Annotated in this window: 14 protein-coding genes; 3 read left to right on the forward strand and 11 right to left on the reverse strand. The window is 65.6% G+C overall.

Annotated features, from left to right (window positions below; all coding sequences use genetic code 11):
• The first annotated feature begins 19 nt into the window (after window positions 1-19).
• Complete coding sequence (locus CEY05_RS12385) at window positions 20-3430, forward strand: autotransporter outer membrane beta-barrel domain-containing protein (protein ID WP_088598653.1); 3411 nt, start codon at window positions 20-22, stop codon at window positions 3428-3430.
• 12 nt (window positions 3431-3442) lie between these two features.
• Here CEY05_RS12385 and CEY05_RS12390 read toward each other — a convergent pair whose 3' ends face one another.
• The 10 genes from CEY05_RS12390 to fba form a co-directional block, all read right to left on the reverse strand.
• A complete protein-coding gene (locus CEY05_RS12390) occupies window positions 3443-4360 on the reverse strand; it encodes a hypothetical protein (RefSeq protein WP_143220418.1) in 918 nt (305 codons plus the stop codon).
• A gap of 41 nt (window positions 4361-4401) precedes the next feature.
• On the reverse strand, window positions 4402-4851 hold the full coding sequence (locus CEY05_RS12395; RefSeq protein WP_088598655.1) for a MaoC family dehydratase: 450 nt from the start codon (window positions 4849-4851) through the stop codon (window positions 4402-4404).
• 290 nt (window positions 4852-5141) lie between these two features.
• On the reverse strand, window positions 5142-6164 hold the full coding sequence (locus CEY05_RS12400) for an amino acid ABC transporter substrate-binding protein (RefSeq protein ID WP_088598656.1): 1023 nt from the start codon (window positions 6162-6164) through the stop codon (window positions 5142-5144).
• Between the two features lie 185 nt (window positions 6165-6349).
• Window positions 6350-7465, reverse strand: coding sequence for an L-threonylcarbamoyladenylate synthase (locus tag CEY05_RS12405; protein ID WP_088598657.1), 1116 nt, complete (start codon window positions 7463-7465; stop codon window positions 6350-6352).
• An 18-nt stretch (window positions 7466-7483) separates the two neighbouring features.
• Window positions 7484-8746, reverse strand: a complete 1263-nt coding sequence (locus CEY05_RS12410) for a 5-(carboxyamino)imidazole ribonucleotide synthase (protein WP_088598658.1) — start codon at window positions 8744-8746, stop codon at window positions 7484-7486.
• On the reverse strand, window positions 8743-9273 hold the full coding sequence (gene purE / locus CEY05_RS12415) for a 5-(carboxyamino)imidazole ribonucleotide mutase (RefSeq protein WP_088598659.1): 531 nt from the start codon (window positions 9271-9273) through the stop codon (window positions 8743-8745). The genes CEY05_RS12410 and purE overlap by 4 nt, the downstream gene beginning before the upstream one ends.
• Before the next feature lie 263 nt (window positions 9274-9536).
• Complete coding sequence (locus tag CEY05_RS12420; protein WP_088598660.1) at window positions 9537-10208, reverse strand: disulfide bond formation protein DsbB; 672 nt, start codon at window positions 10206-10208, stop codon at window positions 9537-9539.
• Between the two features lie 67 nt (window positions 10209-10275).
• Window positions 10276-10440, reverse strand: coding sequence for a DUF5993 family protein (locus CEY05_RS31430; protein WP_198952770.1), 165 nt, complete (start codon window positions 10438-10440; stop codon window positions 10276-10278).
• Window positions 10441-10685: 245 nt separating this feature from the next.
• Window positions 10686-11567, reverse strand: coding sequence for a phosphoribosylaminoimidazolesuccinocarboxamide synthase (locus tag CEY05_RS12425; protein WP_088598661.1), 882 nt, complete (start codon window positions 11565-11567; stop codon window positions 10686-10688).
• 13 nt (window positions 11568-11580) lie between these two features.
• Complete coding sequence (fba, locus tag CEY05_RS12430) at window positions 11581-12645, reverse strand: class II fructose-bisphosphate aldolase (RefSeq protein WP_088598662.1); 1065 nt, start codon at window positions 12643-12645, stop codon at window positions 11581-11583.
• A gap of 260 nt (window positions 12646-12905) precedes the next feature.
• On the opposite strand from fba, the gene CEY05_RS12435 reads away from it, so the two are divergent.
• On the forward strand, window positions 12906-13271 hold the full coding sequence (locus CEY05_RS12435; RefSeq protein WP_088598663.1) for a hypothetical protein: 366 nt from the start codon (window positions 12906-12908) through the stop codon (window positions 13269-13271).
• Between the two features lie 73 nt (window positions 13272-13344).
• Complete coding sequence (locus CEY05_RS12440) at window positions 13345-13875, forward strand: hypothetical protein (RefSeq protein ID WP_088598664.1); 531 nt, start codon at window positions 13345-13347, stop codon at window positions 13873-13875.
• Here CEY05_RS12440 and CEY05_RS12445 read toward each other — a convergent pair whose 3' ends face one another.
• Window positions 13876-14310, reverse strand: coding sequence for a hypothetical protein (locus CEY05_RS12445; RefSeq protein WP_088598665.1), 435 nt, complete (start codon window positions 14308-14310; stop codon window positions 13876-13878). It abuts the gene before it with no gap.
• Between the last annotated feature and the right edge of the window lie 82 nt (window positions 14311-14392).

The raw sequence follows: 14392 nt of genomic DNA on the forward strand, positions 1-14392 counted from the left end.
AATACAAAAGGCGCTACGTATGAAGCTCTTCAAGAGAACGAACCTCTCGTTGCTGATCACCCTGCTGGGAACCGGCTATGTCCTGGCGGCCCCCGTGGCCCACGCATCGACGGTCATGGAATGTCCAGGACTGAACGATCAGTTCTCCGCCGACGCGCTCGATCCCGCCAAGGTCAACAACGGCAACAAGACGAACACGCTGACGCCCACTCGGAATGTCAGCACCAACGACGAGTGCGCGACCTATATGGCGACCAACGGCACGATCAACGTGCAAAACAATGGCAGCACGGGTAACGTCATCGTCCAGAGCAGCGGCGTGGTGAATGTGCAGAACGGCGGCACCGTCAACGGTGTCGTCACCGCCGGCAACTACATGGAAGCGAAGGACGGGATGTCGCGCCAGTATGGCGGCATCGGCACCGTCAACCTGGCTTCCGGTTCGACCACCGGCGGCGTTCTCATCGGCGACGGCTCGACTCTGATCGCGAACGGCGCCGATATTGGCTGGGTCAAATCCGCGGGGACCACCAACATCACCGGCGGCACCATCAATCCCAAGGGCTATGGCCTGGGCACGCCGGGGCAGGAATACGATGCCGCCGTCGAAATCAATGGCGGCAACACGACCCTGAGCAAAGTCACGGTCAACGCCTCCGATAGCGACCTGGAGCAAGCGGGCGTCGAAGGGATCAAGATCCACGGCGACAACAATTTCAGCGGCGCCGCCGCCAACCTCGACGTCACCATCAACGATCACACCGTCGTCACGGCCCTCGATCCGCTGACCATCACGCGCGACGGCGGCGCACCGGACGGCAACTACACCATCGATATCGCGGACTCGACCTTCACGGCGCAGCAGAACATCAACACCGCCAGCGGCGCGGGCATGCAGGTCACGGTCGCCAGCGGCGCGCACCCGGTTGCCATCACCACGGCGGGCAGCACCTTCACCGGCTCGACCGGCCTGGTGCTGTCGACCCAGGACGCGGGCACCAGCCTGAACGATAGCGGCAGCACGTTCGCATCCAACAACACCATGACCAACGGCACCGTTGCCGGGGCGGGCGTGGGCATCTTCGCCAGCGGCAACGGTAGCGTGGCATTGAGCGGATCGACGGTCACGGGCCTGGAAGACGGCATCGTGCTGGACACGCAAGCGGCCGGCGACGGCACCACGCTGACCCTTGCCAATGGCACGAACGTCAGCGCCGGCAGCGGCACGGCCCTGCATGTCATCAACAGCAATGGCAACGCCGACGCGGTCGCCCATATCTCGATCGAATCGGGTTCGACACTGGCTGCCAACCAAAGCGGCACCATCATCCAGGCCGATGGTGGCGGTAAAGCGGAAGTCACGGCCGATGACGTCACCCTGGCCGGCAACACCGTGGCCGACGGCAAGGACACCGAGCTCGACCTCCTCGCGCGGAACCAGGCGTCCATGACCGGCACGTTCAACGCCACCACCGGCGCCGCCCTGGACGTAAGCGCCGACAGCGGCGCGCAGCTGCATGGCGCGATCGCCGCCGATGCCAGTACTGCCGACCTGACGGTGCGAGGCGGCGCCCATGCCGATGGCGGTGTGTCCTTGAAAAACCAATCCACCGGCCTCGTGGTCGTTGGCGGCGCTGGTTCACTGCTCTCGCGTGCCGACGGCGCCGCGGTCAGTGTGGACAACAGCGACGCCGAGGTCGATGTCTACGACAATGCCCGTCTGCAAGGCCAGGACGGCGCGCTCGTGAACGTCACCAACAACGGCAGCGCGAAGGTGTGGCTGTCCGATGCCGCGCTGGCTGGCAATATGACGGCCACCGGCGGCACGCTGGATCTGAGCCTGGAAGGCAGCACGCAGCTCGACGGCAACGTGTCCGCGACCAAGGGAAGCGTGATCTTGATGGACAATGCGGTGCTCAACGGCAATGTGGTCGGTCCCGCCGTCACCGTGGAAGATGACGCCACCTTGAACGGCAACCTGGATGTAGATTCGCTGACGCTGGCCGACAGCGGCACCTGGAAGCTGGGCAACGCCCCCACGGAATCGCTGGACACGCTGGCCATGGACGGCGGTGTCGTCGACTTCAATTCCAGCAATGGCAACTACAAGACGCTGAGCGCGACGTCGTTGAGCGGGTCAGGCGGCATCCTGGCCATGAACGTGGATTTCAATCCCGGCGGCGGCAACGACAAACTGCAGGTCGCGACCGTCGACGGCACGCATGGCTTGCAGGTGAATTCCGGCCAGGGCGTGGAGCATCCCCGCAATGACATCACCCTGGTTCAAAGCAGCAGCGGCAATGGCAGCTTCAACCTGGTGGGCGACGGCAAGACGGACGCCGGCATCTATGTCTATGACGTCAAGCATGATGGCGATCAGTGGGAACTGGTGCAGTCGGGGACCTTGCCGACCAACAATCCCTCGGATCCCACGAATCCGACGAATCCGGACAAGCCATCGGACCCGGCGAATCCCGCCCAACCGACCGGCAATCCCGTTCCCAAGCCCAAGGATCTGTCGCCTGCCGCCAAGACGGCCCTGAGCGTGGCGGCTTCCCTGCCCTACGCCTTCTACGGTGAACTCGATACCCTGCGCCAGCGTGAAGGCGACCTGCGCCTGAACAAGGCCGGCAGCGGCCTGTGGGTGCGCAGCTTCGCCACCTCCAACAAGATGGCGCAGTCGGCGGCGCCGGCCTACGACCTGGACCAGTACGGGGGCGCCTTCGGTGCGGACAAGCGCTTCGTCCTGTCTTCCGGTGGCGATGTCTATGTCGGCGGCTTCGGCAGCTACAGCTACAACTCCTCCGATATCGACGGCGGTTCCACCGGGCGGACCAACAGTGCCGGCACCGGCGCCTATGCCACCTGGATGTCACAGGGCGGCTGGTATGTCGACGGCACCATCAAGGCCAACAGCTTCGGCAACGAATTGCGCGTGGTCGGTAGCGATGGCAGCCGTACGCGCGGCAAGTACGACAATTCCGGCTTCGGCGGTTCGATCGAGGCAGGCAAGCACTTCAACCTGCCCGATGACGGCTTCATCGAACCCTACTCGCAGATCGCCGCCTTCCGCGGTAGCAGCGTCGACAAGACGCTGGGTAACGGCTTCCACATCCACGACGATCCCACACGGTCGGTACGGGGGCAGCTGGGCTTCCAGGCCGGCACTACGTTCGAAGCCGGCGCGGGCTATATGGTCCAACCGTACATGAAGGCCGCCGTGTTGCGCGAGTTCGTCAACAGCAACCATGTGGCGCTCAACGGCACGACCATCTCGGACAACCTCAGCGGCAACCGCGCCCTGGTGGGCCTGGGCATGCAGGCGCAACTGAAGCAAAGCCTGCAGATCTATGCCGACGTCGACTACACCAGCGGCGGCCCGGTAAGCCACAGCATCTCTGGCGACCTCGGCCTGCGATACGCGTTCTGAGGAAAGCGCCTGTCAACCTGGAGGCCGGGCAGAGGATTTTTGTACCGGAGCCGGTCCTACACCGCGTAGCAGGAAGCGGCGGTAGACCGGCCCTTTGCCTTGGTCGATGACGATGGCGCCGCCGACGTTCATGCGCGGCTCGGACTTGCAGGACGGGTCCAGCAGCCACAAGGCAGGTACGCTGCCGCGTGGCGGCACATCGGCCCATTGCGCCGGTAGAAAGCCCGCGGCCATGGGAACGTTCAGCGCTTCAAGCCGCGTGCACAGGCCCGCGAACGATTGCGCCGCCAGGAAGGCCGCGCGTACCGGCGTGCTGCCTTCATTGCTCACCAGCACCTGGACGGCGATACGGTCCAGATTCAGCTGCCAGCCCAGGACGGTAACGCGCACGGGCCGCTCCAGTGCTGCCTGGCGCGGCCACACCAGATCGGCGGGGGCCTCGCCTGCCAGCACCTGGGCCGACGTATCGGCCAACCACATGGCGCCCGCGCGCCATTGCGCCAACGCCGGGCTCTCGCAGCCGCCGGCATTGGTCACGATGCGCCGCGCCTGGGTGGGCGTCATGAAGACGGGAGGCTGTTGTACCGCCTGTGCCCGCCAGATGGCGCGCGCCGACACTTTCAAGCGCGCCCGCGCGATGGTCTCCAGCTGCGTCGCGCGCGTGTCTTCGCGCCCGAAGCGCGGGCACACGTCCGCCACCTTGTCCAGCATATCCAGGCCGGTGATGGCCTGGTTCAAGACGTAGTTGTTGGCGGGGGCTGTCGATGCCAGCACCGCCGCGTTCATTGCAGCCGACTCAGGGCTTGGCAAGACCATATCGGTGTCGAGCAAGCGCTCGGCGGCCCGCGTGGAAGGCGCGTGCAGCGCGGTGGCCGCCATGGCGATGGCAAGGATCGCGCTGCGGGCCAGGCGCGCAGGTACGCAGCTCATGACGCGGGTCGAACTACGACAACGCATGGCGCCGGCGTCCATCAGCCGGATTTATCTTCGCTGAGATCGAACAGGATGGTCGCGTCCAGTTCCAGCACGCTTTCATCATGCTGGTTCAGTACTACCCACGTCCATGACGTAATGCCGAGGTCCGGCCGCGAGGATGACGTCCGCACGGCCTGCACGCGCGCCTCCAGGCGTAATTCGTCGCCGGGCCGCACGGGCACGCGCCAACGCACTTCGCCCAGGCCGGGCGAGCCGAAACTTTCCGAATCGTGCAGTGCCGCGTCCACGGCCATGCGCATGGCCAGGGCGCAGGTGTGCCAGCCGCTGGCGATCAGGCCGCCCCAACGTCCTTCGGCGGCACGCGCCGGGTCCGTATGAAACCATTGCGGGTCGAACTGCCGGGCGTAGGCCAGGATCTCGGCTTCCGTGACGGTAACCGGGCCACCCTTGATCACCATGCCCTGCTTGAACTCGGCGAACTTCATATCGCAACATCCTCTTGGTCCACTGGCGGCAGGCACGCCGCCCCCCGCGTCAAGGCGTCAACCTGCGCGACGCCGTAATGCGGTCGGCCTTTAGGATAGTTCAAACTCGGCGGATGAGTGTTTCGACGAAGGATGAGACAAATGGGCCCCCCAGCAAGACGCAGCCCGCTGGAACACCCTGGACAGAACAAGGTCCACGCTCCGCGTGGACCCTTGAACTAAAAATACCGATGCCGTTACCCGAGACCTGTCATCCAGCGGTCAGGAACCCAGCACCCGTCCCTGGAAGGCTATCGTATCGGCCAGGGATACATCGCGCCGCCCTGGCTCCACAGGGCATTGGTGCCGCGCGCCAGGCCCAGCTTGCTTTGCTTGCCGACGTTGCGCTCGAAGATCTCGCTGTAATTGCCTACCGCCTTGATGGCGTTATAGGCCCATTTCTCGTCCACCCCCATGTTCTTGCCGGCGCCCGGCGTAACACCCAGGATGCGCTGGATGTTGGGATTGGGGCTCTTGAGCATTTCATCGACGTTCTTCTGCGTGATGCCGTATTCCTCGGCTTCCATCAGCGCGAACAGCGTCCAGCGCACCACGCCCAGCCATTGGTCGTCGCCCTGCCGCACCATCAGGCCCAGCGGCTCCTTGGAAAAGCGTTCAGGCAGGATCTCATAGTCATCCGGCTTGGCCAGCTGCGTCGCCCGCACGGCGGCCAATTGCGACGCGTCGTCCGTGAAGGCATCGCAACGGCCTGATTCGAAGGCACGCACCACTTCGGTCACCTTGTCGATGACCACCGGCGTGAACTTGATGCCATTGGTGCGGAACCAATCGGCCAGGTTCAATTCCGTCGTGGTGCCCGGTTGCACGCAAACCGTGGCGCCGTCCAGTTCCTTGGCGCTCTTCACATTCGACGACTTGCGCACCAGGATGCCCTGGCCGTCATAGAAGCTGGCCGCCACGGCCGCCAGGCCCAGGGACGTATCGCGCGTCTGCGTCAGCGTGACGGTGCGCATCAGCACGTCGACCTCGCCCGATTGCAGCGCGGTGAAACGCTGCTGCGTCGACAGCGCGGTGCCCTTGTACTTGGAAGCGTCACCGAACATCGTCGCCGCGACCGCGCGGCAGATGTCGACGTCCATGCCTTCCCACTCGCCCTTGCTATTGGTGGCGCTGAAGCCGGACACGCCGTCGCTCAGGCCGCATTGCACATACCCTTTCTTCTTGACCGCGTCGAATACGGTGCCGGCAGTGGCGCCGGCGCTGGCGCAGGCCAGCGCGACAGCGGCGGCCAGAACGGACAAGTGCTTTTTCATGATGAGTCTCCCGGGTTGGCGTGCATTGTTCAAACGGATGGTTCAAACAGACCGTCACGAGCGGATGGCTCGGACGATGACGGCAGGCGCGGCGGCGACTTGATCCGCGCCGGCCAACAGGAGAACTTATGCCGCCCCAGCCACGGGGGCAATTAGGTAGAACACTAGGAGCAGGACAAGCAGCCTCAGTTGCCGGGGTGGAAGGCAGCGGCGGCGCGACCGATGCGGTCGTTGACGGCATCCCATTCGGGCGTGCGGGGCGGCGCCTCGACCAGGATCTTGGCGTAACCACGGCCGTCCAGTTCGCGCAGCAGCGAATAGATCGCATGGGCGTATTGCGACGGATCCGCCGAAACCGGTTGCCAGGTCAGCGCCGCGTCCATTTCCAAGGGACGCGGCGTATAGCCGATGATGACGCTGCGGCCGGCGGGCAGCCCGACCCCCACCACCAGTGCTTCCAGGATGGCCCTGTCCACCAGCTCCAGCGGCGTCTGCGGCGCGTAGTGCGCCTTCAACGTACCGGAGGCACGCGGCGCGGCGGCATCGGGCGCAGCGGGCAATTCGCCCAGCACGCGCGCGATGTCCTGCGGGCTGATATGGCCGGGCCGCAACAACACCGGCCCCACGCCTTCGCCCAGGCGCGACAGGTCGATGATCGTGGATTCGATCCCTACATCCGCCGGACCGCCCTGCAACACGGGCATGCCGGCCGCCACTTGCTCGGGGAACTCCGCCAGCACGTGTTCGGCGCGCGTCGGCGACACGTGGCCGAAGCGGTTGGCCGACGGGCCCGCCACGCCGCCATGGCCGCCCTTGAGGGCGGCGAAAGCGCGCAGCAGGCGTTGCGCGACGGGATGCGAGGGGCAACGGACGCCCACGCTGTCCTGTCCGCCGCTGACCGCCGCATCGATATGCGGCGCGCGCTTGAGGATCAGTGTCAGCGGTCCTGGCCAGAAGGCATCGATCAGGGCGCGGGCCTGTTGCGGAATATCGCTCGCCCAGTAGCCCAGGTCGGCGTCCGGCGCCACGTGCACGATGACGGGGTGATTGGACGGCCGGCCCTTGGCGGCGTAGATACGCGCCACTGCCGCGGCGTCTTCCGCATCGGCCCCCAGGCCGTAGACGGTCTCGCTGGGAAAGGCGACCAAGCCGCCCTCCAGCAGGACGCGGGCGGCGTGGTCGATGTCCTGGTCCGTGGCGGCAGTGGCCGCGATGCCCGCGGAGGCCGCGAGGTCCGATGGAGAGAATGGCGCGGTTGCAGCGGCGTTACCCGTAGCAGCGGCGTTGCTGGCCTGGCTCATGTTGTGCTTCTCCACCGCTCAATGCGGCGCCGGCAATCCCAAAGCCGCTGCCACCTTGATGGCGTCGGCGCGCGCTTGCCCCATGGTGGCGGCGATGATGGTCACATGGCCCATCTTGCGGCCCCGCCGCGCCTCGCGCTTGCCATACAGGTGCAGCTTGGCGCTGGGCACGGCCAGCGCGGCGGCCCAGTCGGGCTCGCGCTGCGCATCGCTGTCGTCCGGGTACCAGATGTCGCCCAGGATGTTCAGCATGATGGACGGCGCCAGCAGATTGGTACTGCCCAGCGGCAGGCCCGCCATCGCGCGCGCCTGCTGTTCGAATTGGCTGGTGACACAGGCGTCCATGCTGTAGTGGCCGCTGTTGTGCGGGCGCGGCGCGATTTCATTGACCAGCAGACGGCCGTCACGCAGGACGAAGAATTCCACGCACAGCACGCCGTGGTAATCCAGGCCCTGGGCGATGGCCAGCGCGGCGGCGCTCGCCTGTTGCTCCAGTTGCGCGTCGGGGCCGGACAAGGCCGCCAGGGCCACCGTCGATACAGCCAGGATGCCGTCGCGATGCACGTTGCGCGACACCGGGAACATCACGGTGGCGCCGTCGAAGCCACGGGCGATGACGACGGAAATTTCATGGTCCAGCGCCAACAGCGCTTCCAGCACGCAGGGCACGCCGCCGAATTCGTCAAACGCGGCCAGGGCCTCGGCGCGGGTGGCGACACGGGCCTGGCCCTTGCCGTCGTAGCCCATGCGCGCCACTTTCAGAATGCCGGGAAACAAGGCCTCGTCGGCCTGCTCCAGGTCGGCGCGCGCGCGCACCGCGGCATGCGGGGCCACGGCGATGCCTTGCGCGGCGATGAAGGCTTTCTCGGCGATGCGGTCCTGCACGACGGCCACGGCGTCGGCGGCCGGGCTGACGCGGCAATGGTCCGCCAGGCTGCGCAGGCTCTGCGCGGGCACGTTCTCGAATTCGGTGGTGACGGCGCGGCACAGGCGGGCCAGTTCGGCCAGGCCTTGCTCGTCGTCGTAGGCCGCGTGGATGTGCTTGTCGGCCACCATGGCGGCCGGGCCGTCGACGGCGGGGTCCAGCACCGCGACCTTGTAGCCCAGGCTTTGCGCGGCATGGCAGAACATGCGGCCCAACTGGCCGCCGCCCAGCAGGCCCAGCCAGTCGCCGGGGGCGATGGTCTTGAACGCGGCACCAGCGGTGGCCGTGGCTGCGCCGGAAGCCGACGTGGCCTCCGTGGACTTGATGACGGGATTGCTCGTGTCCGGGCCGCTCATGCCGATGCTCCCTCGGGCGGGACTTTCATATTGCGCGCCACTTCGGTCTGGCGCGCGCGGAATCCGACCAGCTTGGCGTGCAGGGCATCGTCGGTGGTCGCCAGGTTGGCGATGGCATGCAGCGCGGCGTTGGCGGCGCCGGCCTCGCCGATGGCGAAGGTGGCTACCGGCACGCCTTTGGGCATCTGCACGATGGACAGCAGCGAGTCTTCGCCGCGCAGGTATCTGGACGGCACCGGCACGCCGAAGACCGGCACTTCCGTGAGCGCGGCCATCATGCCCGGCAGGTGCGCGGCACCGCCGGCACCGGCGATGATGGCGCGCAGGCCGCGGGCGCGGGCCTGGGCGCCGTATTCGGCCATGTCTTGCGGCATGCGGTGGGCGGAGATCACCTGCGTCTCGCAGGGCACGCCGAAGTCCTCCAGCATGGCGACGGCATGCTTCATGACCTCCCAGTCGCTGGAAGAACCCATGATGACGCCGACCCGCGGCGCGGTCGGGGACGAGATGGTCGTAGAGGCAGTCATAAGCCGGAGCGCAGTCGCAGTCGTATAAAACCTGGCATTTTAACCGGGGCGGGGAAATGTGACGCTGGACGCGGTCGGCGGCGGTCCCGTCGGGCCAGCCCGCCGGGACCTGCCCTGAAAGGGGGGTGGGGGCTGCGCCCCCACAGGCCCCCTTCATGCGGGGCGCGACGGCAACTCGGTAGTCGCCGGTCCGCACGGCCCTGCTCGGCTCGCGGGCGGATGACGTGGTCCGGCATGGCGGGATCTTGCCGCCCCTTCCCGCCCTATTGCGGGGTGGCGGCGGGCGGGGCCGGTAGCGGGTCGGGGACTGGGGGCGTGGGTTGCCATTCGGGGGGCAGCCAGGTGTAGCCGTGGCCCGGCGCCGGGCAGGTGGAGACGCCGCATTGCAGGGCGGTGGCCGCGGCCAACGCCAGCGCCGCGAAAAAGAACAGCCACATGGGCAAGGCCGTCAGCCAGCCGACGCGGCGCGGCATGGCGCTGTCGGTGGCCCTGCGGTCGACCACCAGCATGAAGGTGCACCAGGCCAGCAGGGCCGTAAAGCCAGCCAGCGACCAGGTTGCGGGATGCAGGCCGAGCAACGTCACCGAGTCGGCGGCTGCGGGGATGGAAGCCATGGCCGCCACACCCCCGGCAGGGACCACGCTGGCAACCAGGCGCGGCAGCACGTGCAGACCGCTGGCCGCGATGCCACCCAGCGCCGCCGCCAGCGTCATGGCGTAATGCGCCGGCGACGGGCCGAAACGCAGATTCAGCAGCACACCGGCACCGGCCATCAGATAAGCCAGGCGCTGCAACTGGACGGCCGCATCCGGCGGATAGCCATGGCCGAACTCCCACACCAGCGAGGTGCACAGGACGGCACAGATGGCCAGCAAGGCCAGTGCGTTGAACGCAATCGAAGCCGGCCGCGGTGGCCGCATGGCAAAGTTCATCATGGAGCGGCGCTCATCGTGCGGCAAAGGTCGGCGAGGGGTGAGGCCAGGCGCGGCAAAGGAGTCATGATCAAAGCCGCAGGCCCGTCACGGGTGCAAGATTCCATTGGCCGGTGACGCTTATCGCGAAAAGGATCAAGGCCAGGATCCAGAACGCGAAACTCGCGCCGCGGCGCCCGCGCAATCCGAGCCAGATCGCCAGCGTGCCGAACAGAAACGGCAGCAGCATGATCATCAGTATGTCTCCCCTGTGCGCCCTCCCATGCGAGCGAATGCGCCGCACTATAAATGAAGCCCGGGCAAAAGACGACTTCAGCGCGAATATCGCAAGGAGCTCAGGATGAAAGGAGCTCAGGGTGGTCCGCCGAGCGGCCACCGGACGGACGCCCGCGGCACAAAAACCGACGGCCACCCTCGGTGGGTGGCCGTCAGAGGCTTACGCAGGACTCAGGCCGACCAGCGCTGCCGGTCAGGCCATCATCACGCCATCAGCCGATCCAGCGCTTCGCGGTACTTCGCTCCGGTCTTGGCCAGCACGTCGGCCGGCAGGCGCGGCGCCGGCGGGGTCTTGTCCCACGGCTGCGTTTCAAGATAGTCACGCACGAATTGCTTGTCGAAAGACGGTGGGCTGGTGCCCACCTTGTAGCCATCGGCGGGCCAGAAGCGCGACGAATCCGGCGTCAGCACTTCGTCCATCAAGTGCAGCGTACCCTTGTCGTCCAGGCCGAACTCGAACTTGGTGTCGGCGATGATGATGCCCTTGGTCAGGGCGAAACTGGCCGCCTCGCCGTACAACTTCAGGGTCACGTCGCGGATGCGTTCAGCCATCTCCTGGCCAACTTCCTTGACCACATGGGCGAAATCGACGTTCTCGTCATGCGTGCCGAACTCCGCCTTGGCGGCCGGCGTGAAGATGGGCTGGGGCAGCTGGCTGGCCTGCTGCAGGCCAGGCGGCAGCGCAATGCCGCACACCGCGCCGGTGGCCTGGTAATCCTTCCAGCCGGAACCGATCAGATACCCGCGCGCCACCGCTTCAACCAGGATGGGCTTCAGGCGCTTGACCACGACCGCGCGGCCGCGCACCTGGTCGACTTCATCAGGCGCGACCACATCCTCAGGCCGCACACCGGTGGAGTGCGTCGGCAGGATATGGCCCAGCTTGTTCAGCCAGAACTCGGTCAGCTCGGTCAGCACCTGGCCCTTGCCGGGCACGGGGTCATCCAGGATGACATCGAACGCGGAGATGCGGTCGGTGGCCACGATGAGCAACTTGTCGTCGCCCACTGCGTACATGTCGCGGACCTTGCCGCGTGCAAGCAGGGGCAAGGACTTGATGCTGGATTGATGCAGAGCGGTAGTCACGGGCTTCGTTTCCTTACTTCACGACCTGGGTCAGCTTACCGCTGGCATAGGCCTGGGCGATGTCGGTCAGCGGCGCCGCCTTGATCTTGCTGGCGTTGCCGGCGGTGCCGAATTCCGTATAGCGTTTGACACAGATTGCCTTGGCCGCGGCGCGCGCCGGCTTCAGGTATTCACGCGGATCGAACTTCTCCGGATTTTCAGCGAAGAAGCGACGAATGGCGCCGGTCATGGCCAGACGGATGTCGGTATCGATATTGATCTTGCGCACGCCGAACTTGATGGCTTCCTGGATTTCCTCGACGGGCACGCCGTAGGTTTCCTTCATATTGCCACCGAATTCGCGGATCTCGGCCAGCAATTCCTGCGGCACGCTGGAGCTGCCGTGCATCACCAGGTGGGTATTGGGCAGGCGGTTGTGGATTTCCTTGATGCGGGAAATCGACAGGATGTCACCGGTGGGCTTGCGCGAGAACTTGTAGGCGCCGTGGCTGGTGCCGATGGCGATGGCCAGCGCGTCCAGGTCGGTCGCGCGCACGAAGTCGGCGGCTTGCTCGGGGTCGGTCAGCAACTGCTCCATGCTCAGCTTGCCGTCGGCGCCGTGGCCGTCTTCCTTGTCGCCCTGCATGGTTTCCAGCGAGCCCAGACAGCCCAGTTCGCCTTCCACCGTCACGCCGACCTTGTGCGCCATTTCCACGACCTTGCGGGTGACATCGACGTTGTAGTCGAAGTCGGCGATGGTCTTGCCGTCTTCCTTCAGCGAACCGTCCATCATCACGCTGGAGAAGCCCAGGTTGATGGCGCCCTGGCACACGGCGGGCGATTGGCCGTGATCCTGGTGCATCACGACGGGGATATGGGGGTAGGATTCGACGGCGGCCTGGATCAGATACTTCAGGAAGCCTTCGCCAGCGTATTTGCGGGCGCCGGCCGACGCCTGCATGATGACCGGGCTGTCCGTTTCCGCGGCAGCTTCCATGATGGCCTGGACCTGTTCCAGATTATTCACGTTGAAAGCAGGAATGCCGTAACCATGCTCGGCGGCATGGTCGAGCAGCTGGCGCATCGAAACTAGGGCCATGAAAAAAGTCCTCCGGAATACTTATTGAAAATTGGTGGGAAACAAGGGTTGGCGCGATTTTACCGGGGAGCGCGAGAAAGTTCTTGCAACCATGGATTTACGTCTTCCAGCGGATTGTTTCGGCGTATATCGGCGAACATCCCTTAAAGTTGCCGAATTGGCCGCAGGGAAAGGCTCGCTACACTGAACCTCATGCCCTTCCCGGCGGTCAGTAGCAAAGCGGCCGGCAGCCCGGCGGGCCGCGTTTTCGAGGAAAGCTCATGAAAATCAAGATCTCCACTGCTTTGCTGCTGCTGGCCATCGGCGCTGGCGCCCAGGCCCAGGTGCCGATATCGGCGCAGAACGCGCCGCCGACGGGCGGGACGGCCGCGCCGGGTGGCGTGCAGGAACTGAGCTTCCCCTCGCAACCCGGCAGCTACTCGCCCCCCTCCACGCTGCGCATGACCGTCACGCCCGAAGCCACCCAGGCCGCGCCGCCGCCGGTACGCGACACGCCGGACAGCCTGCGCCGCTACACCGAGTGCCGGGACGAAGCCGATCGGGCCTCGACGTCGTCGGCCAAGATGCGCGAAGCGGTGGGGCAGTGCCTGCAAGACCTCAACGCGCGGCGCGCGCGCGGGGAATAGGCGCCGACAAGGGTTAAACTTCTCGCCCGACGCATCAAGTTACTTATTCGCGTAAGCCGCGCCCGCCCCTGTCATGACTGAGAATTCCAGCTCCGCCCCGCCGACGATCTTCCTCTACACCGAGGAAAAACGCGGCAATCAACTGGTCGAGTCCGTGGTCATCGGCCAGTTTTCCGATTTCTCCGGGTCGGAAAAGTTGCTCGTAGTGCAAGATCCGCACACCCGCATCAACTTCGTCTACCGCATCGACACCTTCAGCAATAACCTGGACGCGGTCTCCATCACCCATCACACCGAGGCGGATTTCGCCGCGCGCAAAAGCATCACGCTGGGCGGCGCCACCTTCAAGCTGGGACCGCCGACCGAGGCGGTGAAGTTGCTGCGGGGCAAGAACCAGTGGATCCAGGACAAGGGCGCCATCCTTTCCGTCCTGCTGCAGGGCGCGGCCACCAATACCAAGAGCGTCGGCTTCGTACGCTCCAAGATCCAGCGTGACCGCATCGAGAAGATCCCGCCTGGGGTCGCTGTCGAATACCTGCGTGATCGCGCGCCGGCGGCCGATGCGGTTGCCGCCCCGGCGCCCCGGGATCCCGCCACGCCTTGACTAGTCGTTCACCGTGCAGGTGACCGGCTGGCCGCCCTGGAACTCCACGTCATACGTATGCTCGTCATCCCAAGGCAGGGTGAACCACAGCTCGTAGTCCTCGGCGTCTTCATCGAACAACCACAGCGCACGCAACGTCGCGCTGCTGACCATGGCGGACACTGAGTCGCCAGGCGGCAACTCCTCGGGCGGTACGCCCTCTTCCAGCCAGTCCTGGCGGGAATAATTTTCCAGCAGGAGCTCGGCGGCCGCTTCGATGCGCTGATCCAGCACGCCCAGCAAAGTCTTCAAATTGCGCAGGCCGTACGCGGTAGGCGCTTCGCCGGCGGTCTGCATCATGACGTGGATAGGCGGCCGCCCGGCGGCGTACGACACTAATTCGGCCGCCCACAATTCCGGCTCTTCATGATCCTGGACAAAATGGGGATCAACCATGGCGTAGCCTCCTAAAGACAAAAATATATTCCGCATGCTCATTTTGGAAAATTTCAAAACGAAACGGAACAGGCAGCGTTAC

The organism is Achromobacter sp. HZ34 (assembly GCF_002209485.1).
Taxonomy (GTDB): domain Bacteria; phylum Pseudomonadota; class Gammaproteobacteria; order Burkholderiales; family Burkholderiaceae_B; genus Bordetella_C.

Coding starts and splice junctions, on each gene's coding strand:
- CEY05_RS12385 (WP_088598653.1), top strand. CDS start 20: ATGAAGCTCTTCAAGAGAACGAACCTCTCGTTGCTGATCACCCTGCTG.
- CEY05_RS12390 (WP_143220418.1), bottom strand. CDS start 4,360: ATGAGCTGCGTACCTGCGCGCCTGGCCCGCAGCGCGATCCTTGCCATC.
- CEY05_RS12395 (WP_088598655.1), bottom strand. CDS start 4,851: ATGAAGTTCGCCGAGTTCAAGCAGGGCATGGTGATCAAGGGTGGCCCG.
- CEY05_RS12400 (WP_088598656.1), bottom strand. CDS start 6,164: ATGAAAAAGCACTTGTCCGTTCTGGCCGCCGCTGTCGCGCTGGCCTGC.
- CEY05_RS12405 (WP_088598657.1), bottom strand. CDS start 7,465: ATGAGCCAGGCCAGCAACGCCGCTGCTACGGGTAACGCCGCTGCAACC.
- CEY05_RS12410 (WP_088598658.1), bottom strand. CDS start 8,746: ATGAGCGGCCCGGACACGAGCAATCCCGTCATCAAGTCCACGGAGGCC.
- purE (WP_088598659.1), bottom strand. CDS start 9,273: ATGACTGCCTCTACGACCATCTCGTCCCCGACCGCGCCGCGGGTCGGC.
- CEY05_RS12420 (WP_088598660.1), bottom strand. CDS start 10,208: ATGATGAACTTTGCCATGCGGCCACCGCGGCCGGCTTCGATTGCGTTC.
- CEY05_RS31430 (WP_198952770.1), bottom strand. CDS start 10,440: ATGATCATGCTGCTGCCGTTTCTGTTCGGCACGCTGGCGATCTGGCTC.
- fba (WP_088598662.1), bottom strand. CDS start 12,645: ATGGCCCTAGTTTCGATGCGCCAGCTGCTCGACCATGCCGCCGAGCAT.
- CEY05_RS12435 (WP_088598663.1), top strand. CDS start 12,906: ATGAAAATCAAGATCTCCACTGCTTTGCTGCTGCTGGCCATCGGCGCT.
- CEY05_RS12440 (WP_088598664.1), top strand. CDS start 13,345: ATGACTGAGAATTCCAGCTCCGCCCCGCCGACGATCTTCCTCTACACC.
- CEY05_RS12445 (WP_088598665.1), bottom strand. CDS start 14,310: ATGGTTGATCCCCATTTTGTCCAGGATCATGAAGAGCCGGAATTGTGG.